Source organism: Pseudoalteromonas sp. JC3 (assembly GCF_030291895.1).
Taxonomy (GTDB): Bacteria; Pseudomonadota; Gammaproteobacteria; order Enterobacterales; family Alteromonadaceae; genus Pseudoalteromonas.
This window is the reverse complement of record NZ_CP127856.1, coordinates 1,268,393-1,293,910: the sequence shown is the minus strand read 5'-3', so window position 1 is coordinate 1,293,910 and position 25,518 is coordinate 1,268,393. Positions and strand designations below refer to the sequence as shown.

Sequence of the window (25,518 nt, the reverse complement as noted above, 5' to 3'; positions counted from 1 at the left end):
AATTATTCCCCTCTCAGTTTTCGAATGTTGATCAACTCCTGAGCACACCAACGTTTCTTAACCGAAGCGGGCCAAAAAGTAAGTGTAGAAATAACAAGTCCCCATATTACCGCAGCAAACGCAATAATTAAGTTTTCGCTGATCCCTTGAATGTTACCGTCTGCGAGCGCCTTTAACGCCGGCCCCATTGGGATCATTGTCGCGATAAGACCTAGCATTGGAGCAACCCGCGTAACAATTCGAAGCGTTTCGAGCTGCTTTAACGCAAACACCTCTAACTCATCTTCAGATGCGCTTGGATTCGCAATAAAATAGTTATGAACATGAAAGCCGTTGTAGCTTTGTAACGACTTATTATCTATTCCACGTTGGTATGACAAACGACTTTTCCTACGAATTAAAAATTCGGATACAAAGCGTCCAAGTGCAAAAAATGCGTAAACAAAAAGTACTGATATTACAATAATAACTGGCGTCATTAGCAGCTCAGATACATTGGCCATTAGCATTTCTATTGCTTGTATATTCACAATAATTCCCCTCTATAAATTATCGCGACAATGTACTTGAAAATGTAATAACTTACAACAACGCAAATGGAAATTATTATTATTTAGATTGATCTTTTTGATAATAGAGGTATGATCTTCGCAAATTTTAGTAGCAGCTCAGCAATAAAATATTCATAGGAATCTCATCATGCGCTTTGCAAAAACACACTATTTGCGACTACTTATCGCCTCAATTATTGCTTCTGGATCAACGGTTGCGTTAGCCGATAACGCCGTTTCCGCAGATGATTTAGAAGTTATCGTTGTTAGTGGATCTCGTAGTGAGAAGCCACTTAAAGACGTAGCAGCTAGTATCTCCGTAATGTCTAGCCAAGACATCGAAGAACAAGTAATCACCGATGTAAATCAGCTTTTTCAGTATGATCCAAGTATAAAGATTACGGGTCGTATAGGTGGTGCACAAAATATTCAGGTTCGAGCTATGGGCGGCGATAGAGTATTGATCATAAAAGACGGTATGCGCATGAATGAAGGCTATGGCGCGGATGGACTCAACGATATAGTGGGCCGAGGTTTTATTGATACTGATACGATAAAACAAGTTGAAGTTGCGAAAGGAGCCAGCTCATCTCTCTATGGTTCCGATGCGTTGGGGGGTATTGTGGTATTTACCACCAAAGATGCCAGTGATTATCTTAACGACAATGAGCATCTTGGCGCACGTGTAAGGATAGGCTATAGCGACCTCAGTGAACAAACTAATCTAAGTGCAACGCTAGCAGGCCAGCATGGCAATTTTGACCACTTACTGAGCCTAACAGCCAGAGATGGTAAAGAGGAGCAAAATAAGCACAACACCCGCGCTCCCTTTGATATAGACTCTCAAAGCTTACTTTACAAATTAAAATACAACTTCAACGACAAAGATTATGTCAATGTTTCTGCTGATCTGTGGCGCCAAGATGTAAGTGGCGACCTTGCCGATGGTCTATTGGCATATTTCCGTGGTTTAGCTAAATATGGCTACAACATCGCGACGGAAAGTACAGAGACCGAAAAGCACACAGATTCGTTCCGCCTGAGTTATCACAACGATACGGGCAATAGCGTTTGGGACACAGCACAGTTTAATTTGTATTACACAAACAGTGTTCAAGACGATCAAGAGTATGCTTTACTCGATATTAACGCGCCTATGTTTGGTGTTATCGAAAAACGCGACATGTGGAAAACCGGTACTTATGAGCAAACTACGTATGGTTTTATTTCTCACGCGAGTAAAGCACTCGATAAGCAACATACTCTTGGTTACGGTGTTGATATAGAAACCACTGAGAGCCTACGCACAGTACGTGAATACCGAGAAGTGGAAGGCGAAGTCATCAAAGATGACATTACCAATAAATTCCCGAAAAATGATACACTTCGCGCTGGCCTATTCATCAATGACGAAATAAAGCTACTAGATGACAAACTTATAGTTACACCAGGCCTACGTTTCGATTATTACAGCATGGACCCAAGCGGTACCTTAAAGACCGATGGTACAGAATTTGCGAAAATAGACGATCAACATTTATCGTTTAATTTAGGTGGTTTGTATTATCTAAACAACATGCTTTCTGTTTTTGCTCAGTACGGCCAAGGGTTCAAAGTACCGCCTTATGATCTAGCTTATATTGAACACTACAATCAGGCTTCTGCAGAATATTTATATGAAATCTTACCAGCAGAGGACTTAAGCCCAGAAGAAAGTGACACCTTAGAACTTGGATTACGTGGCCATATTGGTGACTTCACTATTTCAACTGCACTGTTCCACAATAAGTTTGATAACTTCTTGTCTACAGAGCTTATAAGCCGTGAAACCATATTGGATGATGAAGGAAACTTTGCCTATAACCATGACAAATTCCAATACCAGAACATTGATTCAGTTACGATCAAAGGAGCTGAGTTCTCCACCACTTACTATGCTACCGATACACTGTCTGTTTCATTTAGCGCAACATATCAAGATGGTAAAAATGATGAGACAGATGAATATATCAGTTCCATTAATCCGCTGTCAGGGAACCTAGGCTTCAAGTATCAAAATGATATGGTGAGTTCAGATCTTATCCTTAATTTTGCTAAAAAAATGACCAAAGTGAACACAGGTAAATACCAAACTCCTGGATACGGCACGATTGACTGGTTAGCACAAGTTAAATTGGGTGATAATACTGCCGTAAATTTAGCTATCCGTAATCTATTTGATAAAACTTACTACCAACACGGCAATCTTGCAGGCCACGGTATGACAGAAAGCTTAGATGGACTTGAAAGTGCGGGAAGAAGCTTTGCAGCCTCTATCCGATATGACTTCTAATACCAATTCGCTTAATTAAGTGATCTATTTTGAGGCGAGAAAATCTTGTCGATAACCCCGGTGAAGGTCAACTTCACCGGTGAACAGCTCTTAGCTTTGCATCTCTACTTGCTTAATTTATCCAAAGTCCGCTATGATTTTTTACGCAGCCAAAAGAGGCTTCCTTCCACGCTTAACCAGGCTTTTTTGCCACCACAATCTATATAACTTAAGACTTCTTCTTTTGAACCCAATGTGTAGCCATATATCTCTTTTTGCTTAGTCTTTTCTTGACCTGTAAGCATCTTGATAAAGTGCTTATTGTACCCTTTGATTGTCGCTTTTAGCTCATTCAAAGCTTTGCTCTCGCCACCCTGCGCAAAATGCATCAGCGCCTCTGCAGATAGCATAAAAATACTCTCTTCTTCATATTCATCAAGGCAAGCTTGTAGTTTATCCCACTGTTTTAAGATGACTAAACCGTTCACATACAGGTATCGACAGGCTTGATTATCGTTTGGATTAAGTCGCTGCAGCACGTCTAGCTCATCAACCGCCTCTTGTACTCTGTCTGCCCAAAAGTAAATCCATGCTTTATGGTAACGAATAAACATATAAGGTCTGGTTTCGTGGATAAGCCAAAAATTGCCTTGATTTTCCTCAATATAATCAGGCGTAATAAAGTCTTGTTCTTCATTAAGGATAAACTGGTCAAGTAAAGGGATTGAATCAATGTGAGTCAATTTGAGTAAGTTCTCAATCAGTGAGTTTCTTATTTCTTCTTGTTCTTCATCAAAATCTTCTTCAAATTCAAACGCTCCGAGCTCGTTGTCTAGCTCAGGGTCCCAAATTAAAGTATCCCCTAACTCCATAATCGCGCCAGCCAAATAACGCTTTACGTCATGAGCCTCGCGCTCAAAAGGCATCGTAGGCTCAGCGTGTGAAAACGCCGCCTTTGCTGCATCTAAGCTAGTAAATCCGGTGAGCTGTTGTTGTAATTCATTTACCGCACCTTTTTGCTCTAGTGACAAGTTCTCAAAAGATACTTTATCCAAGGCCTTAAGCAGACCAAGACAAAAGCTCGGTAACGGAGCCCCTTCTACTAATGATGCTGCAAAGTCTTGCTTAGATAGCGCACACTCTTTTGGCAACTTATAAGTTTTTCCATCCAAGCTTGAGACACACTGCTCATGCAAATACATTAAGGCCTCTAACTGAGCACGGTAAATAGCCGTGTAATCACCAAAGAGCTCAGGCAACCACTCGTGTATTTCAGCAATATCATTAATGGCAACTTTGCCTATCACATAGCCTTCAACAAAATAATAATCCGGTTGATGCTGAGTATCTTGAGAAAAGGCATTAACTGCTTTGCGTAACGCACTTGGAGTCATATTGAATATTCCTTTAACAATTGAATAAGTAGGTAGGAGCCGCTTTATTCGGTGATCTCTACACAAAACATCGCGGAATAAATCCGCTCCCACACTGGCCCCCGCTGGTGGGAGCCGCTTTACGCGGCGATCTCAACAAAAAACATCGTGGAATAAATCCGCTCCCACCATACTAGATCCCACTGGTAAAAACCACTTCAAGTATGAGCCGCTTCGTGCGGCGATCTCTACACAAAACATCGCGGAATAAATCCACTCCCACCACACTAGTCACCGCTGGTGGGAGCCGCTTTACGCGGCGATCTCTTGCACCCCATTACAGAGAACCAATCCCTCACACAACCTTTCGACGCTCCCAACCCCAGCAAAGCGCCAAAGCAAACACACCACTTGCGTAGGTTACATACAAAGGCACTGAGGTGTCGGCATCCTCAGCATACATAAACACACTCGACATCACCCAAGCTACAGCTGCACCAATCAACAGCCATACCGCCGCAGAATACAGCTTATACACTGGCGCACTCAAATAACCCGACAGCACCACGCAAGCCGCTGCTACACCGCCTATCACCGGCTTTTTCCACCAGCCCACATATTCAGCCAACATCCCAGCTAAGGTTGCTGACACGACAAAAGTCACGATGACGATTACGATAGACAGTAAAAATTTAAGGGCTTGGTTCATAATTCACCTTTGCAAAATCACGGACTACTGAACATAGTCCACAACATCCATAGATCTAAAGTTGAGATGCTTTTCTTCATGATGTTCTGCATCCAGTACTACTGACAAGTACGGAGCAAATACCATTTTTTCATCCGATGAGAGCTCAAACTCCATTTTAAACATTCGCTTACTTCCTACAGGTACAGTAAAGTAATCAGAGTTATAACTACCATATCGCTTTTCACCTACATAGTATGCAAGTAATCTAGCTTGACTATCTTTGTGGTCAATCGCATAACTTTTATTTCTAATCCTAAAAGCATTATCACGAGGAAGCAGATTAATAGCGTAAAAGGAGCAAGTAAGATTTTTACCGCGCTTTTCACATTTATCCTTCTTTACTTCAAACCCCGCGTAGTGTTGAAAAGTTTTGACGGGGCCATCGTACTCATCGTTGAACATGGAAAGTGATATCCAAGGATCTTTTAGAAACATCCCGGCTGAAAAAAATGTTGCGCATACAAACACAGTTGAAATTGACTTTATGAATCTCCTAAAAGTGCTTAGTCCAGCTCGCTCAAATTGATAATACAAATAACTTATCATCACCACACTAAGCACCAAAATTGGTATAAAGCGAATCAAGCTACTACCAGAATAAAGCACGTAGGCCTTCACTATCTCAACAAGATCAGTTGCATAAGCACCAATAACGATACTGGTTATAAAAACGGTAAAAGCAACAAATTTATTAAATGAAAATAAAGCCGCTTCTTTTACTGTGTTGCGTTGTTGTGACGCTGAGCCATCCATTTGTTTGCGTGTCCTAGTTACTAAAGTTGTGAAATACAACCAAAGTTTTTATCGATAAATCAATTTACAATCCATCTACATAGAGTTCAAGCTATAACCTATCACCCGTTATGTTGATAGAGAAACCTCTCTGGTTGTTAACCAGCTCCTCTTTGACGCTAATAGCTCATATCTACGCTGCGCTAATTCTCAGAGAGTCTCTACACCTCTCTCAATCACGCAAACGTCACAAACTCCTCATTGGCTTTCATTACTTCATACTCTGGATTTCTTGCCACTATAATAGGTATCGTTCTATGGCGATCATGGTATTTGTAATCGAGTCTGCATTGTTCGCCGTGATACGCTCGAGTAATAGCAAATCCCCATCTAAGATCGGGTATTTACCACCGTTCATAGAGTGACCACGAGCATGAGCTAAGAAGTGTTTTTCAAGGTCAACTTTTCCACATCCCGATGGAGCTGGCATGAAGGACATTTCGCTACTTTCACCAGTTTTAAAGTGGCCGCAGGCAATTTTTAAATTAGGAAATTGTGGCAGCTGTACTACTTGGTTATCTCTATTTAACTTAGCAACTAGGTCTCTAGGAGAGTGTGTATCAAAAAGTGCATAAGACTTGTTCAAAAAGCTGTAGTGGTTACCACCAAAGTGTTAGATATCTTTTGCCAGACCATTAAAACTAGGGTTAAACCAAGCCCGTAGAAATAACAACTATAGATAAGCTAGCCTGATACAAAGCATTACAGTCTCTTTTTATCACTTTACTGGCTTGAATGGTGTTTTTTGTGTTTTGGCTGCTGGATGCTTGGTGTTGTAGTACTGCGCTACCTTACCTTATATGAAGGTTTGCTTGTAGGCTGGCTATGCGAGGTGCCGATTCGGTTTACAACTTTTCCACATTCACCTACATTGGAAATGTAGCTTGGGTTTCAACAGGAAAGTCGCATGCACTTTAAAAATAAAATAACAAACGAGCGTTCTTACAATACCGGTGGCAGTGAGGCGAGTAGTCTTGAAAGCGATCGTGGGCGTATTATCAACAGTGCTGCGCTTAGACGGCTGCAACAAAAAACCCAGGTGTTTCCGCTTGAGCGCAATGCGGCGGTGCGTTCGCGCTTAACGCACTCTCTGGAGGTGCAACAAAACGGCCGTTACATTGCTAAAAAAATTGTTGATGCGCTGGTGCAGCAAGGTAGGCAAGATTTGCTGCAATATGGAGATAAAAACGGCCAGCAGGTGGATTTGTCTGAGTGTTTGGTCACTCTGTCTGAAATGGCCTGCTTAATGCACGATATTGGTAACCCTGCGTTTGGTCACTTTGGCGAGGCCGCTATCAATGATTGGTTTAAACGCTATTTGAGCCAGCATCAACAGTTTGCAAAAAGTGCTCGAGCGGCGCTTAGGTATGGCTCAAAGGAGAGCAAAGCGTCGGATCTGGCGGTGCTGAATCAAGAAATGGAGTTACTGCTCGATATTTGTAGTTTTGAGGGTAACGCCCAAGCCATTCGCGTTATTCATACACTTTCTCGGCTTAACCTTACCTATTCACAATGTGCCACTGTGATGAAATATACCCGCTGCGCGACTACACCTAAATCAACCGTAGCCATTGATAAGTCTTATTTGCAAAAGAAAGCGGGATACTATTTTAGTGAAAGTGGGTTTGTTAGTGAGCTGTGCGACAAGTTACAGATCCAAGTGGGTAATCGACACCCGGTTACTTATATCATGGAAGCGGCTGACGATATTGCTTATTGCCTTGCCGATATGGAAGACGCTGTAGAAAAAGGCATTATTAGCGTAGATGAGTTAACGGGCTGTTTAATAGAGGAATATCAAAATATCGCGGCAGGGTTTGGGATCACCGATGACAAGCTATTAGAGCTTATGAGTAAAAAACTGCACTATGCCAATGACAAAGCCAGCAAGCATATGGCGAATTTTGATAATGAGTTTTTTATTTGGCTCCGCGTGGGGTTGTTGCACCCGCTTGCAGAACATGCCAAAACGCGTTTTATCGATAACATTAAAGCGATTTACGAAGGGAGTTTTAATGCTTCGTTACTGGAGGATAACAGCCACTTTCATGCCATTGTAAAGTCATTGAAAACGGTGGCGGCCAACAAGGTGTTTTCGAATAAAGAAGTCGAGCAGTTGGAGCTTCAAGGCTACAAGATCACCAGCAGCATATTGAATGAATATCAGCGAGTGCTTGACTTAAACGCTGATGAATTTAACGCAGCATTAAATGGCGGCCATGACTTTGCGATAGAGTCACGATTGATTAATCGAATTTCCAAAAAGTATGTTGCGGTATACCGCGAGACGGTCGCGCAGCTTAGTGAGGCTGAGCAAGCCGAGCCGATTTTTGAGTTTTATTATCGCTGCCGCCTTATTCAGGATTTTATTAGCGGTATGACGGACCAGTTTGCCTATGATACCTATCGAGCATTGAACGCGTTGGATTGAGGTTGAGGGAGTGAGCGCGCGGTCTTGTTGAAAAGATCGCCGCGTAAAGCGGCTCCTACCAGCGGTGATATTTGGGCAATTATCTAGTGGCAGTGTTGTGTGATGGGAGTGGGTTCACCCCACGATATTGTTGAAAATCTCACGGCGTAAAGCGGCTCCTACACAAGATAGTAAGCGGATTTATTCTGCTAGAAAAGATGTCTGTCGCGGCGTAAAGCCGCTGCTACGAGCGAGCTAAAAGGTGGAGAAAATCTCACGGCGTAAAGCGGCTCCTACACATGGTAGTAAGCGGATTTATTCTGCTAACACAGATGTCTGTCGCGGCGTAAAGCCGCTGCTACGAGCGAGCTAAAAGGCGGAGAAATGATCGCCGCGTGAGGCGGCTCTTACCCAAGTGGCAATAAAAAGAGGTGCAAATTGCACCTCTTTTGACTTTTGTAATCTAGTAATGCTTTACATGGGTATTAAAACGTCACGTTGACACCAAACCAAATATTGCGGGCTTTGTCTTTTACATTGTAGTCATCACTAAATACCACTTCGCTTACCACACCACGGCCGCTTAGGTATTCGTATTTACCATCGCCGTTTAAGTCGCTGTAATCTGTGCTATAAGACGTAAAGTCTTCATCCAATAAGTTATTGATACGCGCAAATACAGTAACATTGTCGTTAAAGGTGTATTTAGCACCTAAGTGCAGTAGGTTGTAGTTTTTGTAGTACATGGCTTTGTCTAGGTTATTGTCCCAGCCACGGTAACGATCAGAGCGCATTTCAGCATTTAGCGTTAGTGAGAACTCGTCTGTTACTTGCCAGTTTACCGTGGCATTTGCCATGTGTTCAGCGGTATTGGTTAGTGGTTGACCTTCTTGAGGGCCACTCTTTTGCTCGCTGTCTGTCCAAGTGTAGTTCGCGTAAAGTGAAACTGCATCAGTGAACTGGTAACGACCTGCAAGTTCAATACCTTGGATCTCAACTTTGTCGATATTGATTTTTTGGCTGTAAGTATCGTAACCAAGCTCGTCGTATACGCCCAAATTCACGCATGGTTTTACACCATTGGTTGCAGAGCAGCTCTTGATGGTATCACCACGGGCGATCTTATCGTCAAACTCTGTTGAGAAGTAAGTGATATTAAAATTGTGGTTCTCTGTTGGGTGCGTCCAATACAATGCAACTTCGTTGTTTACACTAGTTTCTGGTTCAAGATCTGGGTTACCAGCAAACGGCGACGTACCTTGACCACCAAAGCCGGTAATACCATTGTATAAGTCAGTCGTTTGTGGCGTTTTATAACCGGTGCTGATCCCGCCTTTTACTGTCCAATCGTCAGACAGCTCATACACACCGTATAGACGCGGAGAAAGTTGGCTACCAAATACATCGTGGTTATCATGACGGACACCCACTGTAACTGTTAGAGGATCGCTCAGGCTCCAGTTATCTTCTACAAATAGAGAGTACATTTGGTGTTCCTGAACGCCTTGATCAACGCCAGACTCCATACCAAATACGCCATCTTGTAATTCACCGTCAACCCACTGACCGCCCACAACAAACACGTGATCGCCAAGTAAGTTGTCAACTGGAATATCCACTCGCGCGTCTAACGTATATTGGTTACTGTTAAGTGTACGCTTTGGACGTGGTAAGAATGTGCTTTCAGCAAGCGCTTTACGTTCTGCTTCTTCCATATCGGCATATTTACCACTGCCATCGTACATGGCTTGTAGTAGTTTACGCTCTGCAACAGAAAGCGGCATAGTACGGCCATTGTTATCGGTATCAACAAACGCCAATGACACAAAGGTTTCAATATCACCAAAAGTACCTTGATGCGTTAGTGACCACCAGCTTCTGTCAAATTCTTGATCCGCCGCATAACCTGCACGTGGATTTACCTTACCACGACTGTCTTGCCAGATTGATTCGATGTTGTCTTTGGTGCCAAGTGGATAGGTAATTTTGCCCGACTCAACGTCGTAGTTTGGTGTATTATCGTACTCTTGATTTGAGATATCATAATCAAAAGTAACTGTGTGGTTGTCGTTTGGTGTGAACACAAACGTCGCACCAAGTTGTGTATTGGTATTGTCAACCGTTCTACCACCACTACCAAAACCGAGTTCACGATGATGCAGCTCACCATTTGGATCGGTTGCAGGTGAAAACTCAGGGTTCGATGCTTGACGCTCATAAATACTACCGCGAGCAGAAAAGTTGAGTAAACCTTTAACTAAAGGCCCATAGATACTGAAATCTGTGGTAATGTCATCACCAAACTGGTCGTTTGTTTGTAGGCTTCGGCCAAAATCGATGCTGCCAGTCCATTCATCTACTGACTTTTTAGTAATAATGTTGATTACGCCGCCCATCGCATCTGCGCCGTAAAGTGTAGAGGCAGGTCCCCTAATGACTTCAATTCGCTCAATGGCACTTTTAGGTGGAATATGGTTAAACGCGTTACCACCAAAGTTATTTGGGTAGATATCACCGTGATTGTTTTGACGCTTACCGTCAATAAGTAGCAGCGTATATTCACCTGTTAAACCACGCATGCTCACACTGCCTTGGCCGGTTTTATCTCGAGTTGTGCCAATATCCACGCCCTCTTGGTACTTCACGGCATCAAGCAAAGTCGTATAGGACTGAGCTTGAATATCCTCAGCCGTGATCACTGAAATACTCGCTGGTGCTTCTGGTATTTTTTGCTCAAAGCCGGTTGCAGTTACAACGATGCGTTCCATATCTGGCTGCGCTTTTACTGAATCTGCAAAAGCAACAGGACTAAGGGCAGAAAGCACCAAAGCAGAGAGTACACCACGTTTAAAAGGCGTGTTTGTCATTGTTAATATCCCAAAATTTATTGCATTAAAGTAAATTTTGGCGAGTACTCTAAATGGAAACTGAACAAAAGTCAAAAATATTGATAATTAATCTCATTTGCATTTTTGATTTAGATCACATTTAAGGGACGTTGTAGGTTTATTGATTTCTCTTAGTCTTGCTCATGAAGAGATCGCCGCATAAAACGGCCCCTACCACATATTTAAACCCTTAGTGGGAAATGCTTTATGCGTGTTCATTAGAGACAAGATCGCGGGGTGAACCCGTTCATACAAAATACTTAACCCCATAGTGGGAGGCGCTGTAGGCGGCGATCAGTAAAGACAAGATCGCGGGGTGAATCCGTTCATACAAAATACTTAACCCCTTAGTGGGAGGCGCTGTAGGCGGCGATCAGTAAAGAAGAGACCACCGTGTAAAGTGCTTCCTACGTGCTAAACAGTAAACTCCCTCGCATTATCGTTGAGACGGTGGCTGGTTTGCTCTAACTGCTCAACAATGGCCATAAACTCATTCATCCGCTTAATCGCTTCTTTAGAAATATCACTCAGGCCATTGATATTGGTGTTAATGTCTTCGGTTACCGATAACTGCTCCTGTGAGGCGGTAGCAACCCCCTGAGTCAAATCTTTGATTTTGCTTACAGCTTCAAAGATGCTGTCGAGCACTTCGGAAGATACCATCACCTGCTCTTCCGTCGCTTGCACTTGGCGCTGACTTTGCTGAATGGCGGTATTCGCACTCCCCGCTTTGGTTTGCAGCTGGTTGATGATATCGCGAATTTCTTCTGTGGATTTTTGGGTTCTTTGTGCAAGGGTTCTTACTTCATCTGCAACAACAGCAAAACCGCGGCCTTGCTCTCCCGCCCTTGCCGCTTCGATAGCAGCATTTAATGCAAGCAGGTTAGTTTGCTCCGCAATAGCCTGGATAACGCTCACTACATTTGACACTTGGTCACTTTGCTCAGTCAACTCAGAGATAATATTAGCAGTTTCGTCAAAGCGCACTGACAACTCACTAAATTGCTGGCTGGTTTGCGACATCACTTCCATCCCCCGCTGTGCTTCAAGTTCAACCTGATTCGCATAATCTGCGGTACTCACGGTACTGGACGTGACCTCATTGAGTGTCGCGGTCATTTCTTCCGCAGCCGTAGCAATGGTTTCAAGACGGGCGTTTTGTTCTTCGCTTATCTCTTTGTTACTGCGAATAAAGTGCGCCACTTCTTTGGAAGATTGCGACATCGCGCCACCCGCTGAGCCGATGTTCGTTACTGTATTTTTAAAGCTACTGAGCATACGATTTACGATATTGGCCACCGCTTTAATCTCAGTTGCACCGCTTTCGTCTACCGTTTTTCTAAGATCGTTTGAATTACCTATCTCTTCAAAAGTCCTACCAAGTAACTCTATCGGTTTCACGATACGACGACGAACTAAGTACACGCCAAATAAACTGAAGCATACGGTTATCACTAACATCATCATAGCCCACAAAACATAAGACTCTACAGCACTGTGAGCTCGCACAACATTTTGTTTGGTGCGGCTTTCAAGTTCAGTAAAAAACGATTCAACTGGCTTCATGATGTTGGCTTTATAGCGATGATAATCATCACTGTGGGTAAGCTTAACCGCTTTGTTCAAATCGGGCTCGCCTTGGATGGTGTAATTACCGGCACTATCTTTAAACTTACCTTTTACGGCGTTCATGGCTTCAACTTCTAATGCAACAAGGCCATCGGAATTGGCTTGTGCCTCACTTAAGTAGTTGAGCTCTTTTTGGCTAAAGCCCGCCGCTTTCATAGCATCGAGTAATACTTCTCGCTGACCGTCTGGTTTTGGTTTCTCACCATAGTTAAGCACCAAATCCCAATAAATTTTATGGTAGCCTTCAGGCCTTGGCTTTTCACCATTACGGATCGCTAATACATCCATATACATCTTTTCGTATTTATCGTTACCAGTTACCGCATAAGTTCTGCCCAATCGCGTTAAATCGTCGGAGCTTTGTCTTAATTCGTCGGCCAGTTGATAAGCTTTATATCGGTTGTCCGCCATTTGCTCAAAATCAAGCAAGGCGTTGTACATGTTAACAACCAATAAGGTAACGATGACGACAAAAACAATAATGCCACCGAATATAGTGGTCATGAGGATACGGATAGAGTTTAACTTCATGATTCTAGCCTTTATTAAAGCGTTCACAATAAAGACTAGTGCAGGGGTTGAGATTCTTCTAGCATAGAATTAGGAACAAATGGAGTTGACATAATAACAGTGAGAGCCAAATCAAAAGATCGCGGGGTAAACCCGCTCCTACCACATATTCAAATCCTTGGTGGGAGCCGCTTTATGCGGCAATTATTAGAGACAAGATCGCGGAGTGAATCCGCTCCTATCATATACTCAAACCCTTGGTGGGAGCCGCTTTATGCGGCGATTATTAGAAAAAAGATCGCGGGGTAAACCCGCTCCTACCATATACTCAAACCCGTGGTGGGAGCCGCTTTAGGCGGCAATTATTAGAGACAAGATCGCGGAGTAAATCCGCTCCTACCATATACTCAAACCTTTGGTAGGAGCCGCTTTAGGCGGCAATTATTAGAGACAAGATCGCGGAGTGAATCCGCTCCTACCATATACTCAAACCCTTGGTGGGAGCCGCTTTATGCGGCGATTATTAGAAAAAAGATCGCGGGGTGAACCCGCTCCTACCATATACTCAAACCCTTGGTAGGAGCCGCTTTATGCGGCGAGCATTAGAGACAAGATCGCGGAGTAAACCCGCTCCTACCATATACTCAAACTCTTAGAGGGAGCCGCTTTATGCGGCGATTATTAGAAACGAGATCACTGAATAAACCCGCTCCTACCACAATAAACACCGCTTAAATACTGGCAGGCATGCCCATGCAGCTTGCGTAGTAAGTGGTCGTTGCTGGCCAATCAGAGAATACGCCAATTACGCCAACCTCTTTGACCAATACATCTAGCACTTTAAAGGTATCGCCATCGTTATCTATCATCGCCTCACCTGACAGACTGCCGTTGATGCTTTGATAGTACCAACCACCGCCGCTGGCTAGGTGACCAGAGCGCTCTAGTGTCCAAGTGATGATCCCAAGCCCTGCTGCTTTTGCAGCTTTGGCATATGGTGAGGGAACGATTTTCCCCCCTTCTTCGGTTAATAACATCCAAAGTGGCGGTGCGATAATGTTAACACCATCCGCTGCAAGCTCTTCCATCGTTGGTGAAAGTAGCTCTGGGTTATGCACGATTTGCTCTGCTGATACCATGGTTTCATTGTCTACTGCTTGCGCTTCGTATCTGTCGTCCAAATACACTGCCTGTGCACCAAACTCTGGATTTTCTTTTATCCAATAGACGACATCGTCACGATTAAATGACTGCGCCCAGACATTTTTTGGATCTACATTTGCGGCTTTATATTCGTCAATCATTTTTTGTGCGTAGGCTTCTTGTGTAAAACCGTCAAAAGGCATGGCGACAGACGGAGTCTTCAGCTCTGGCGTCATTTTCACGCCTAAACTTTTAAATAACTCAATACTCTGGGCATGGGTCATTAAAGTGCCACGGCTCGAATATAAATCGGTGCGCCAATTTGCCGTGCCATCCATATATTCCGCTACAGTTGTAGCCATTGAGTTCGCGGCATCCATTTTACCTTTTAATGTCTTAAACTCAGCCAAAGTAATGTCGCTGGTACAACACACAGCTTGGGCTGCAATTCCATTTTCAGGATCGCCTGGTACAAATGGTGTTGTACATTTTTGGCCTAAATCCGTTGCTAAAATATTTGTTGTAGTGTGTAAATCACATTGTGAATGGCGACAAACCAGCTCTTTGTCTTTGGTAAAAGCAACGTCACACTCTAAAATCCCAGCACCCATTTTAGCTGCCGCAATATAAGATTCTTTGGTGTGTTCAGGAAACTGCATTGGCGCACCACGGTGTCCAATTGAAAAGTCTGTTTTATAAAAAGGTCCGTTAGCACACTGCTCAAGCTTAGTTTTGAGTGCACTGTCTTCCATATCTTGAATCAAGAAATCAGGCCGTGTGCCCACTTGCATGGCACTTGCGCTACCTGCTGGCACTTCCACAATTACCGGAACTTCAACGACTTTTATTTCAGTCTCCGTTGTGATCACCGGCTTTTCAACCTGCACAACCTCCACAGAATCATCATCACATGCACTCAGTAATAATGCAGCTACGATCGCAGAACAAACGCTTATCTTATTCATTGTAATACCATTATTATTTTAAAGAAGGCTTACGCTAGACGCTTTGTATTACGATTACGGGAACAAATCATGATTTTTTGGTTACATATTTTTAACTAAATATAACTCCCCTGACTGGATAATGGTTGTGTAATTTGAATATAAAGAAAAAGAGCCCGCAGTTAACAGACTCTTAGATGCGAGATAATTACCTAAGCGTTTAATTAACTATTTGACCTCTTAACTCACCACTTGGATTTGCTGGTGTATGCACATTCACGTAGTGACCACCGCCAGCCAGAATCGCAAATATTTCCGCTGTCAATGCAGCATTGGCCGGAGCCATCCAGCGATTGGCATCACTACTATCTTGCATTAACGTTAGTAAAACAGGGCCGTTTTCACCAGCAATACCAGTATGTATATGCGCAGCCGTTGCATCGGCAACACCTGAGGTGAGGACTTGTAATTCAAGGTCGAAGCCGTTTCGATTTACCAAAGCATATCCACTACCAGTAGCTGTGGTTGTAACGGCTGGGACTTCTTGCTCGCCACTCAATGGAAACGCTACCAAAGTGTAGTTGTCAGTGAGGATCTGGCCACGTAGTTCACCACTCGCATTTGCTGGTGTATGCACATTAACATAGTGACCACCCGATGCGAGCACTGCAAAAATCTCAGCATTGATCATGGTGTTGTCTGGCGTCATCCATACATTCATATCATCGGTGCTTTGCTCAAGGCCAACTAAAACATCACCATTCATGCCGATCCGACCGGTATGAATATGTGCCGCCGTTGCATCCTCAACACCGCTAGTGACAACTCTGAGCTCTACTTCATAGTTATCAGTGTTAACAAGGGCATAGCCATCACCGGATGCCATTGTTGCTACTGCTGGCACTTCCTGTTTGCCGGATAAGTCAAATGTCGCAACTGCGTAATTGTCCGTCAGGATTTGGCCGCGGATCTCACCATTTGTTAGCTCTGGCGTGTGAACATTGACGTAGTGTCCACCCGAGAGCAAAACATTCAACGTCGCTTCGTCGATCATCGTGTCATCGGGAGTTACCCAATCTGTCATTACTTCGTCGTCCTGCTCTAACACCACAAGCACATCGCCGTTCATACCAATGCGGCCAGTGTGAATATGTGCAGCAGTGGCACCATCAACGCCCATAGTCACCGCGCGAAGGTAAAGCTCGCCGTCGGTGCTGTCGTATGACGCATAACCATACCCCATGGCACTACTTTCATTCATTGGCACCTGTTGTGAGCCATCTAATTTGAACGTGATCACGCTTACCGTGTCAGGCACAATCTGAGCGCGTAACTCGCCGTTTGGAAAGGCTTCGGTGTGTAGATTAATATACCAATCACCATCCAACATATCCTCAATTAGATCCTCAGACAGATCTGTGATCGGAATACTCACTTTATTGTCATCTGATGCTTCAAAGGCGAATGCCACATCGCCATTCGCCCCCAAATCACCATCGTGAATATGTGCAGCACTAAAACCTTCGACGTTGCTGTAGTCGAGTGTTGCTCTGAGTTGCATCAGATTTTCATCAAGCTCAACTGTTGCGGAAGCGGTTTGCATTGACGTATTCATCGGCACTTCTTGCTTTCCTGATAACATCAATTCAAAGGTCTTAGTCGCTGAAAACTCTTGGGCTGGCGGCGGTGGCGGAGGTGTAACAGTATCGTTATCGTCATTATCGCTGCATGCCATAAGAAGCATGAAGCTGGCACTTACTATAAACTTTTTCATTATACTCATCCTGTAGACTAGGTTAAAAAGAATGACTTTTGTCACCCATAGCTAACCCTTACGAACAGCTTTGAATAAAAGTTCATCAAACTTGCAAAATTATTGTATATTTTTTGTCTGTACCTAATTGCACCAACCGCAATACCAACTTTTGCCTGATCACCCTTTGATACCGATGGTACTAACGCTTGAATGGCATTACTTCCAGCTCAGTGATATCAATGAATTTCTCACAATAATTGTGAAACCTCATTGCCATATAAGAGTCATATTTTTGTGATTAAGTAGCTGCTTTAACAATAATAATCAGGATATTTTATGTTTAAGCACTCACTTATCGCGCTCTCTTTGCTTTCTCTTCTCACAGGTTGTTCGCTTGATGGTGACGATGGCGCCACAGGCTCGCAAGGGCAACAAGGCGTTGCCGGACAAGATGGTAACGATGGTCAAAATGGTACAAATGGCTCCGACGGCCAAGATGGAGCAAACGGACAAGACGGAACCAATGGCACTAACGCCAATAGCATGCTTGAAATAAGTCTTGTGGGACGCGCAGTGCTTAATGCAGAAAGCCCTGAAGGCGCCGCTGAAATTGTCGCTTACCAAGCATCCAAAAAATGGATATATGCCATTAATAGTTCAGGCAGTACCGCTGTGGTTGAAGTTATTCCAGCAACCAGCTTTGATACGGCCGCTCTAGTCAAAAATAATGAAGGTGTTATTACCGCTACAAATTTAACATCAACCATGACAATCAACTTAAACGACAATACACCCGGCGACGCAAACAGTATTGCAGTTGACGAAAACAACCAACTATTGGCAGTTGCAATGGCTGCCAAGACTACGGGTGACGCAGGACAAATCGCTTTTTATGATATCTCAGGTGCAACTCCGGCCTTTGTTAAAAATGTAACGGCAGGTGCACTACCTGATATGGTTACCTTTACTCATGATGGCAGCAAAGTCGTGGTCGCAAATGAAGGGGAACCCGCAGGTGACTACAGCGTTGATCCTGAAGGTAGCATCAGCATAATCAACATTACAAACGGCGTAGTTGCAAATACAGCAACACAATTAAACTTTAGCGCATTTAACACCAAGCAAGCTGAGCTAGAAGCACAAGGCATTGTCTTCGCCAATCCAACTGGTCGCACTATCAATGGCAAACTTATTAATACGACAGTTGCGATGGATTTAGAACCGGAATATGTCACCATCTCTAAAGACAACCGCTTCGCCTATGTTTCAATTCAAGAAAACAACGCACTCGCTATCGTAGATCTCAGTGACAATAGCCTTAATTTAGTCGGTTTGGGATTCAAAGACTGGGCTAATTACACCATGGATGCCTCGGATAAAGATAAAAAGATCAATTTTAAAAAGTACCCCGGTCTTTACGGCATGTATCAGCCAGATACTATCTCTAGCTACACGTGGAAAGGCGCGAACTTTATTGTCTCTGCCAATGAAGGTGATGGTAGAGAATACTTTTTTGATGCTGCGGATGAAGCCGACTGCACCGCAAAAGGTGGCCTAGATTACGATAAAGATGATGGTTGTTTAGCGTACATTGATGAGAGCCGTGCCGAAGATCTTACCTTAGCAAGCAACTTTGCTTATCTCAATAATGACGATGACGACATTGGTCGCCTTAAAGTCACAACGGTGAAAGGCGATGAAAATAATGACGGCCAATATGAAGCGCTGTACACCTATGGTGCACGTTCATTCACCATTTGGGATAGCAACGGCCTTGTGGTGTTCGACTCTGGCGATCAAATCGAGCGGATCACAGCCTCCGTGCATGGCGCACAATTTAACAATGATGAAGACACCAATGAAGGCGATACGCGATCTGATGCAAAAGGCCCAGAGCCGGAAGCACTAGCGCTTGGTCAAATTGGTGAACGCACTTTTGCATTCGTTGGCTTAGAGCGTATGGGTAGTATCATGGTTTACGATATCACCAACCCTTACGATGTTAAGTTTGAAGATTATTTTTACAACCGCGGATTAGTTGAAGATGCCGAAATCAGTGGCGACTTAGCCCCAGAGGGCATGGCATTTATTCCTGCCGACAAAAGTGCAACTGGCAAAGCCTTATTGGTGATCGGTAATGAAATTTCCGGCTCAGTTGCAGTATGGCAAATCGCTGAAAAATAAAGCATTCACATTATGTCGCTGTGGGAGGTGCTCTATGCGCCGATCTTGATGAAAAGATCGCGGGGTGAATCCGCTCCTACAACATACTTAAACCCTTGGTGGGAGCCGCTTTACGCGGCGATTATTTGGGAAAAGAGCGCGGGGTGAACCCGCTCCCACAACATACTTAAACCCTTGGTGGGAGCCGCTTTACGCGGCGATTATTTGGGAAAAGAGCGCGGGGTGAACCCGCTCCCACAACATATTCGAGCCCTTGGTGGGAGGTGCTTTACGCGGCGATCATTGGGGAAAAGAGCGCGGGGTGAACCCGCTCCCACAACATACTTAAACCCTTGGTGGGAGCCGCTTTACGCGGCGATTATTTGGGAAAAGAGCGCGGGGTGAACCCGCTCCCACAACATATTCGAGCCCTTGGTGGGAGGTGCTTTACGCGGCGATCATTGGGGAAAAGAGCGTGGGGTGAACCCGCTCCCACAACATATTCGAGCCCTTGGTGGGAGGTGCTTTACGCGGCGATCATTGGGGAAAAGAGTGCGGGGTGAACCCGTTCCCACAACATATTCGAGCCCTTGGTGGGAGGTGCTTTACGCGGCGATCATTTGGGAAAAGAGCGTGGGGTGAATCCGCTCCTACAACATACTTAAACCCTTGGTGGGAGCCGCTTTACGCGGCGATCTTTAGGTTATTCTGACAATCCTTTAACCGTATTTGTGAGGTTTTCTGCACCTTGCTTTATTTCATTCATCACTTTGTTCACTTCATCGATTTGTGCAAGACCAAGCTCTGTGCTTTCAGACACCGTATTCATCAGTGCGGTGGCTTCTTTAGTTAACACTTCATTCTGATTTACTACATCATTGATTTCGTTGGTCGACTGCGAGGTACGTGCTGCTAAACTTCTTACTTCATCGGCTACCACCGCAAACCCTCTTCCCTGCTCGCCCGCTCTGGCGGCTTCTATCGCTGCATTGAGAGCTAACAAATTGGTTTGCTCCGCAATCGCGCTGATGGTGGACACAATTGCCGAAATCCCTTTTGACTGTTCATTAAGCTGTGCTATTGCGGCCATTGCACTTCGCACTTGATTAGAAATAAGCCCAGAGGTACTGACGGATTCTTGCAACAGCAAGCTTGCACGAGCTGCTATTTGCTCGGTTTGCTCTGATGTCACCTGCGCAACTTCGGCAGCTTGTGCGACTCGATGCGCTTTTTGCACCCGCGCCGTGATATTTGTTGCAAACTTTATCACTTTAATGACTTTGCCATGTTCATCAAAGATAGGGTTATACGTTGCTTCAATCCAAATATCTTCGCCATGTTTACCTAAGCGATGAAAGCGACCACTTTTATGCTGGCCTTTTGCCAGCTCTTGCCAAAAATGTGGCTGTTCTTTATAAAAGCTGTCGTCACAGAACATTCGATGATGCTGACCTTTAATCTCACTGAGTTTATAACCCACAGTAGCCGTGAAATTTGGATTCGCATCTAAAATAACGCCCTCTGGTGTAAACTCTATGGTTGCCATGGACTTATTGAGTGCGTTAGCTATCGCTTCTTGTGCTTTGATAGTGAGCTTTTCTGCTGTGATATCATTCGCAATTTTAACAATACGGGTGACTTTGCCATTCTCTTCAACTGGGAAATAGGTAGCATCAAGCCAAACTACATCACCTTTTTTGGTAAAGCGTTCAAAATTACCATACTGAGCCTGGCCACGTTGAAGGCTTGCCCAGAAACTGCGATATTCCGAAGAACTTACATAGTCTTTATGGCAAAAAATACGATGGTGCCGCCCTATCACTTCAGCCTCTGTGTAACCCACGACAGCAAGAAAATGTTGATTGACTGCTGCTATTTGACCATCGGGTGTAAATTCAATTTTTGCGACCGCTTCATCAATCGCAGAAAGTAATGCCCGAGCACGCTTGAGTTCAGCGGTCAAATTTTCAACTTCTTGATTTGGCTTTCGAAAAAAATTCATAAGCTATTCCATAACAAACAATATGCATGACCGCATTATTATCATAATTTTGGTAATAAAGTATGAATTATAGATAAGAAAGTGGAATTTGGTGCACTAGAGTATCCACCGAAGTAAAAACAAGCCGCGCGCTTACCACACAAGCAACGCGACTTGGCATTATATCAATTGTATTGACCAACCAGTGCAGCGCTTTGGTTAACTACTTCTGTACCATCAGACGGTAATCACCCGCACCGCTGTATGAATAAACCAAGATGCGGTAGTAACCTGAATTTGCCGTATAGTTAATTGACTCTTGTGAGGTCGGCGTCTCCGAAATGGCAACTTGTTGCCATGCACCACCTTGCCAAGCTTCGAGTTTCAAATCGAAGTCTGCGTTTGTAGGTCCCTCTAACGTAAGTGCGATTGTGCCACCGCCATACTGAAACCAACTGCCGTCAGGTTGTATGGCTTGTTGCTTGTCCGTTAAGTATCCAGTGTAAACATCTCCCGCTGGTGGTGGGGTTGTACTACCGCTTACGGTAAATTGGATCTCTGCAGCGGGATCAGAAATATTGCTGATGGACAAGCCCGAGTCGCTTCCATTCCACCATAGCGCATTCGTCCCTTTGCTACTCAACGCATTCGGCAGTGTGGCGCTAAACTCTCCTGCCACATCAAATAAATCGCCATTATCCCCACGGTTTCGGCCATTTTCAGGATCTCGCTTGGCATCACCATGCTCCATTTGGATATACGGATACCATTCATTCGAGTTATTGCCCGCGGAATCAACGTGCCAAATAGCCAAACCTGAATCGAGTTGCTCTGAGTTTTGTCCCGATTGATGAATAGCCTCAATGTAAAAAGCTTCATTCGCGTTACTTGGGTTGGTCCATTTATATGAGCTATTAGCGCCTGAAATATGGCTGAGCCTTCCTGTTGGGGCATTGGCATTTACGGCTGGGTTAAGTTCAGTTACCGTATCCCAACCAGCTATGGCTCTAAAGTGTGCAACAGGTGGCGTCGGCTTAAAACGGTTGGAAGCGCCAATCGCGCCAAACCCCATAACACCAAAACTTGCGACAGAGCCCTCTGAGCTGCCATCATAATCATAAAGATCGGGCCAATTTGTGATCAAGTGACCAGATTCATGGACAAAGGTGCCAATTGCAAGGCTATTTCCCATATCAGTGATTTGATAGCGATCGGTACACACGCCATCAGCACAAAAACGTGGACTGAGCCTTGCCATATGTGGCCATAAGCCTTTAGACCATGCACTATCAGAGTTGCCAGCATAAAAAATATTTAACCCACGGATCTGCCCGCTACCATTTGTAGTCAGCGAACTAAAATCAAATCCCTGTTGAAATTCAAGCCAATTTAGCGCTTCTTTTATGAGTTCTTGCGAGCGTACTGTTGAGCTTAATGCGCTATCCGCGTAATACGCTTTGTTTTTCTTTGCGGTGTAATAAGCCGTTACCGTATTGGTATAATCGAGCTTGCCTCCAGAGACCGACGAAAAATACCCTCTTACTGACTGCGCGTTACCAAATTCATTGTAATTTTGGTCATTTAAAAAACGCTCAACTTGCGCTTTTGTGATAGTGCCGCGCTCATCAGGGAAATCAATGATGATGGTTAACCCTTTTACTTGACCACTGATCTCAGCATTCAACGCCGTTTCATTGTTATTGCGTTCAAACTGATGCGTATGTACCAAGTCGACAGGTGTTTGGTTTTGACCCAACATTACTTGTTGTGCCGCTTTTACTTTTTTTGCAATAGCAGCGGATGATAATCCTTGCCGCTCAGTTGAAACTGAGCGACTTTTTATTCCCAGTTTTTCTTGTTCAGTAACTAACTTACCTGTTGATATAAGTCGCTCACCATCGGCCGAAACCTGAGCGTAAGCCATGCCTTTAAGCGAGGCGTCATACACTACAAGCTCGCCGTCAATTGTACGCTGCTGAGCAAAGTACGTATTACCATTAAGGATAAGTGTGATCACCTCACCACTTGGTTGGGTAAATTGGTACTGTTCATTTTTATAAGGTATAGCCGCGTTTACTGCGACACTGGTTGCCAATAATGACGTTGCGATAATTGCTGATGTTAATTTCATTTTTCCTTTCCTAGGTTACATGTTGTACAACTCGTTAACATACAGAAAGGATACAAAATTGCAACAACCACCAGCCCATTAAAGGTACAAAATTTATCAATTAGATAAATAACAAATAGTTACAACGATTACAATTTCATCATTTTAGAAGCTTTTACATTTCAATGTGAGCAAAAAAAGCCCATTTAAACTATTTTTTTCAATTTATAGTTTACAAGTACTAAACATTACATTAGCATTGGTCTCGTTCCTTTGGGGCTGCACCTTTTTACCTGCGTAACTAGGCGTGCCTAAAGTCACAATTGAACTCCCGAGAAGTAGAGCTTGCCGACTAGGATGTTGGCATTATTGGGATTTCCTTGGCACAGCTTGTTGCTATTGGAGTTTTTATGCAGGCCAGTATGGCCTGCTTTTTTTTGTCCAAAATTCGCTTTAGACCAATTGCCGAGTGCGATTCAACTAGTTAAACTCAAAGTACATGTTCCTGATTTGATGTAAACCATGTCGGCACTACGTAAACCCATTTCGGTGTTAGTCGTAATATACAACGAGCATAATGAGTTTTTGCTATTACAAAGGGCAGACGACAAACACTTTTGGCAATCGGTAACTGGGGGAGTTGATCCCGGTGAAACTCCAATGGCTACCGCTTATAGAGAGTTAAAAGAAGAAACCAGCATTGACGCCGCGGCGCTTGGGATCACCATCCACTCGCATAATAAAACGAATCAATACACGATAAGACCACAGTGGCGCCATCGCTATGAGCCGGGTGTTACCATGAACACTGAGCATGTTTTTAGTGTCCAAGTACCGTCATGGATCAGCGTGGTACTTGCTGAAGATGAACACACGGACTTTATCTGGCTAAACAAAACACACGCTTGTGAACGCGTCTGGTCCCCAAGCAATCGACAGGCAATAGAACTTATAGGAGTATGATTGAGCTATGTTTACATCATTAGGATCTTTACAAACACCATGTTTAGTTGTTGATAAAATTGCTTTTTTACATAACCTTTCACGCATGGAAAAGCATCTTGATGCTTTTAATGTGGCTCTTCGCCCACATTTGAAAACGGTAAAATCTACTGCAGCCGCAAACTATATTTTGGCCGACAAGCAAGCGGGATGTACGGTTTCCACCCTAAAAGAAGCAGAAACGTTTGCAGCGGAAGGTTACACCAATATCACTTATGCGGTGGGGATAACAGAGGATAAGTTACAACGCGTTCTTGTCCTTATCAATCAAGGTGTCAATTTAACCATACTACTAGACAGCATGGAACAAGCTATGTTTGTCTCTCAATTTTGCGCGGAAAATGGCTGTAAAATTAGTTGTCTGATAGAAATCGACTGTGACGGACATCGGGCAGGACTTAGTCCTAAAAACAAAGAGATCGTGACAATCGCAACCATACTGGAAAGCGGTGGTTTATATCAGGGCTTGCTTACACATGCAGGCGGCTCATACGCCTGTAACACCCTAGAGCAGCTAATACAGTTTGCAGAGAAAGAGCGCTCAGCGGTTGTGGCTGCCGCCTCGATGTTGGAAGAAGCCCAAATTGCCACAACAGTGCTGAGTATTGGCTCTACGCCAACAGCGCTGTCAACGCAAAACCTAGATGGGATCACTGAAGTGCGAGCTGGGGTCTACACATTCTTCGACCTTGTTATGGCTGGTATCGGCATATGTGATATCGAAGATATTGCACTAAGCGTGTTAACACGTGTCACTGGTATCAAGCGTAGTGAAAATAAACTCTTTATAAATGCAGGTTGGATGGCGCTTTCCAGAGACAGGGGTACCGCGAGTCAAGCGTTTGATTGTGGCTACGGCCTTGTGTGTGACCAAGAAGGTAATTTACTGCCTGGACTCAAAGTAACCTCAGCGAATCAAGAACATGGCGTTATTGAATGCGAACCTGGCTTCACCTTACCGGACGTGAAACATGGTGACCTACTACGTATTTTACCGAATCATGCATGTGCAACAGCCGCTCAACACTCAGGCTATCATGTGTTAAGTCATGATGACATCGAGTTTTGGCCAAGGTTTGGGGGGTGGTAGCTCTTCACCTTACAGCCTTTAACAATACAAATCCGATTCTCTAAAGCATAAAGTAAATTTACCAATGGTAATTCACAAATCGTTCATCTATATTAGGAACATGCATTTGATGCG

General features: G+C 44.0%; 16 protein-coding genes. 5 read left to right on the top strand and 11 right to left on the bottom strand.

Annotation, left to right across the window (positions count from 1 at the left end):
• Positions 1 to 2: 2 nt before the first annotated feature.
• Entirely contained in the window at positions 3 to 530 is a 528-nt protein-coding gene (locus tag QSH61_RS24245; RefSeq protein ID WP_130165272.1) for a MotA/TolQ/ExbB proton channel family protein, read from the bottom strand.
• A gap of 169 nt (positions 531 to 699) precedes the next feature.
• Here QSH61_RS24245 and QSH61_RS24240 point away from each other — a divergent pair, with 169 nt between their 5' ends.
• Complete coding sequence (locus QSH61_RS24240; protein WP_174170669.1) at positions 700 to 2,883, top strand: TonB-dependent hemoglobin/transferrin/lactoferrin family receptor; 2,184 nt, start codon at positions 700 to 702, stop codon at positions 2,881 to 2,883.
• Between the two features lie 131 nt (positions 2,884 to 3,014).
• On the opposite strand, the gene QSH61_RS24235 is transcribed toward QSH61_RS24240, so the two are convergent.
• The 4 genes from QSH61_RS24235 to QSH61_RS24220 form a co-directional block, all read right to left on the bottom strand.
• Entirely contained in the window at positions 3,015 to 4,256 is a 1,242-nt protein-coding gene (locus QSH61_RS24235) for a hypothetical protein (RefSeq protein ID WP_206471144.1), read from the bottom strand.
• Between the two features lie 334 nt (positions 4,257 to 4,590).
• Positions 4,591 to 4,944: a hypothetical protein gene (locus QSH61_RS24230; protein ID WP_206471145.1), complete on the bottom strand. Its 354-nt coding sequence runs from the start codon at positions 4,942 to 4,944 to the stop codon at positions 4,591 to 4,593.
• Between the two features lie 24 nt (positions 4,945 to 4,968).
• On the bottom strand, positions 4,969 to 5,739 hold the full coding sequence (locus QSH61_RS24225) for a hypothetical protein (RefSeq protein WP_206471146.1): 771 nt from the start codon (positions 5,737 to 5,739) through the stop codon (positions 4,969 to 4,971).
• A gap of 277 nt (positions 5,740 to 6,016) precedes the next feature.
• Entirely contained in the window at positions 6,017 to 6,364 is a 348-nt protein-coding gene (locus tag QSH61_RS24220; RefSeq protein WP_206471147.1) for a LexA family transcriptional regulator, read from the bottom strand.
• Between the two features lie 321 nt (positions 6,365 to 6,685).
• Between QSH61_RS24220 and dgt the strand changes: the two genes are divergently transcribed.
• On the top strand, positions 6,686 to 8,209 hold the full coding sequence (gene dgt / locus QSH61_RS24215) for a dGTPase (protein WP_206471148.1): 1,524 nt from the start codon (positions 6,686 to 6,688) through the stop codon (positions 8,207 to 8,209).
• A gap of 464 nt (positions 8,210 to 8,673) precedes the next feature.
• Here dgt and QSH61_RS24210 read toward each other — a convergent pair whose 3' ends face one another.
• The 4 genes from QSH61_RS24210 to QSH61_RS24195 all read right to left on the bottom strand — a co-directional run bounded on the left by QSH61_RS24210 (position 8,674) and on the right by QSH61_RS24195 (position 17,076).
• Positions 8,674 to 11,055, bottom strand: coding sequence for a TonB-dependent receptor domain-containing protein (locus QSH61_RS24210; RefSeq protein ID WP_174170664.1), 2,382 nt, complete (start codon positions 11,053 to 11,055; stop codon positions 8,674 to 8,676).
• Between the two features lie 435 nt (positions 11,056 to 11,490).
• Positions 11,491 to 13,236, bottom strand: coding sequence for a methyl-accepting chemotaxis protein (locus QSH61_RS24205; RefSeq protein WP_206471149.1), 1,746 nt, complete (start codon positions 13,234 to 13,236; stop codon positions 11,491 to 11,493).
• Between the two features lie 710 nt (positions 13,237 to 13,946).
• Positions 13,947 to 15,323 (bottom strand): glycerophosphodiester phosphodiesterase family protein, encoded by a 1,377-nt coding sequence (locus tag QSH61_RS24200; protein ID WP_206471150.1) that lies wholly within the window; start codon positions 15,321 to 15,323, stop codon positions 13,947 to 13,949.
• A gap of 199 nt (positions 15,324 to 15,522) precedes the next feature.
• On the bottom strand, positions 15,523 to 17,076 hold the full coding sequence (locus QSH61_RS24195; protein WP_206471151.1) for a CHRD domain-containing protein: 1,554 nt from the start codon (positions 17,074 to 17,076) through the stop codon (positions 15,523 to 15,525).
• Positions 17,077 to 17,394: 318 nt separating this feature from the next.
• Here QSH61_RS24195 and QSH61_RS24190 point away from each other — a divergent pair, with 318 nt between their 5' ends.
• The gene (locus tag QSH61_RS24190) at positions 17,395 to 19,242 is read left to right on the top strand and encodes a choice-of-anchor I family protein (protein ID WP_206471152.1); all 1,848 of its coding nucleotides are present in this window, start codon (positions 17,395 to 17,397) and stop codon (positions 19,240 to 19,242) included.
• A 682-nt stretch (positions 19,243 to 19,924) separates the two neighbouring features.
• Here the strand turns inward: QSH61_RS24190 and QSH61_RS24185 are convergent.
• Both QSH61_RS24185 and QSH61_RS24180 read right to left on the bottom strand, forming a co-directional pair.
• Positions 19,925 to 21,223 carry a methyl-accepting chemotaxis protein gene (locus QSH61_RS24185; protein ID WP_206471153.1) on the bottom strand — a complete coding sequence of 433 codons (1,299 nt, stop codon included), beginning with the start codon at positions 21,221 to 21,223 and terminating at the stop codon, positions 19,925 to 19,927.
• Positions 21,224 to 21,425: 202 nt separating this feature from the next.
• Positions 21,426 to 23,333 (bottom strand): M6 family metalloprotease domain-containing protein, encoded by a 1,908-nt coding sequence (locus QSH61_RS24180; RefSeq protein WP_206471154.1) that lies wholly within the window; start codon positions 23,331 to 23,333, stop codon positions 21,426 to 21,428.
• A gap of 501 nt (positions 23,334 to 23,834) precedes the next feature.
• Here QSH61_RS24180 and nudB point away from each other — a divergent pair.
• Entirely contained in the window at positions 23,835 to 24,275 is a 441-nt protein-coding gene (nudB, locus tag QSH61_RS24175; protein WP_206471155.1) for a dihydroneopterin triphosphate diphosphatase, read from the top strand.
• 7 nt (positions 24,276 to 24,282) lie between these two features.
• Positions 24,283 to 25,404: an alanine racemase gene (locus QSH61_RS24170; RefSeq protein WP_174170657.1), complete on the top strand. Its 1,122-nt coding sequence runs from the start codon at positions 24,283 to 24,285 to the stop codon at positions 25,402 to 25,404.
• Positions 25,405 to 25,518: the final 114 nt, after the last annotated feature.

What these genes read in the sequence shown, in the direction of transcription:
- QSH61_RS24170 (WP_174170657.1), top strand. Translation starts at nt 24,283, where the DNA reads ATGTTTACATCATTAGGATCTTTACAAACACCATGTTTAGTTGTTGAT.
- QSH61_RS24235 (WP_206471144.1), bottom strand. Translation starts at nt 4,256, where the DNA reads ATGACTCCAAGTGCGTTACGCAAAGCAGTTAATGCCTTTTCTCAAGAT.
- QSH61_RS24180 (WP_206471154.1), bottom strand. Translation starts at nt 23,333, where the DNA reads ATGAAATTAACATCAGCAATTATCGCAACGTCATTATTGGCAACCAGT.
- QSH61_RS24205 (WP_206471149.1), bottom strand. Translation starts at nt 13,236, where the DNA reads ATGAAGTTAAACTCTATCCGTATCCTCATGACCACTATATTCGGTGGC.
- QSH61_RS24240 (WP_174170669.1), top strand. Translation starts at nt 700, where the DNA reads ATGCGCTTTGCAAAAACACACTATTTGCGACTACTTATCGCCTCAATT.
- nudB (WP_206471155.1), top strand. Translation starts at nt 23,835, where the DNA reads ATGTCGGCACTACGTAAACCCATTTCGGTGTTAGTCGTAATATACAAC.
- QSH61_RS24195 (WP_206471151.1), bottom strand. Translation starts at nt 17,076, where the DNA reads ATGAAAAAGTTTATAGTAAGTGCCAGCTTCATGCTTCTTATGGCATGC.
- QSH61_RS24225 (WP_206471146.1), bottom strand. Translation starts at nt 5,739, where the DNA reads ATGGATGGCTCAGCGTCACAACAACGCAACACAGTAAAAGAAGCGGCT.
- QSH61_RS24230 (WP_206471145.1), bottom strand. Translation starts at nt 4,944, where the DNA reads ATGAACCAAGCCCTTAAATTTTTACTGTCTATCGTAATCGTCATCGTG.
- QSH61_RS24210 (WP_174170664.1), bottom strand. Translation starts at nt 11,055, where the DNA reads ATGACAAACACGCCTTTTAAACGTGGTGTACTCTCTGCTTTGGTGCTT.
- QSH61_RS24185 (WP_206471153.1), bottom strand. Translation starts at nt 21,223, where the DNA reads ATGAATTTTTTTCGAAAGCCAAATCAAGAAGTTGAAAATTTGACCGCT.
- QSH61_RS24200 (WP_206471150.1), bottom strand. Translation starts at nt 15,323, where the DNA reads ATGAATAAGATAAGCGTTTGTTCTGCGATCGTAGCTGCATTATTACTG.
- dgt (WP_206471148.1), top strand. Translation starts at nt 6,686, where the DNA reads ATGCACTTTAAAAATAAAATAACAAACGAGCGTTCTTACAATACCGGT.
- QSH61_RS24190 (WP_206471152.1), top strand. Translation starts at nt 17,395, where the DNA reads ATGTTTAAGCACTCACTTATCGCGCTCTCTTTGCTTTCTCTTCTCACA.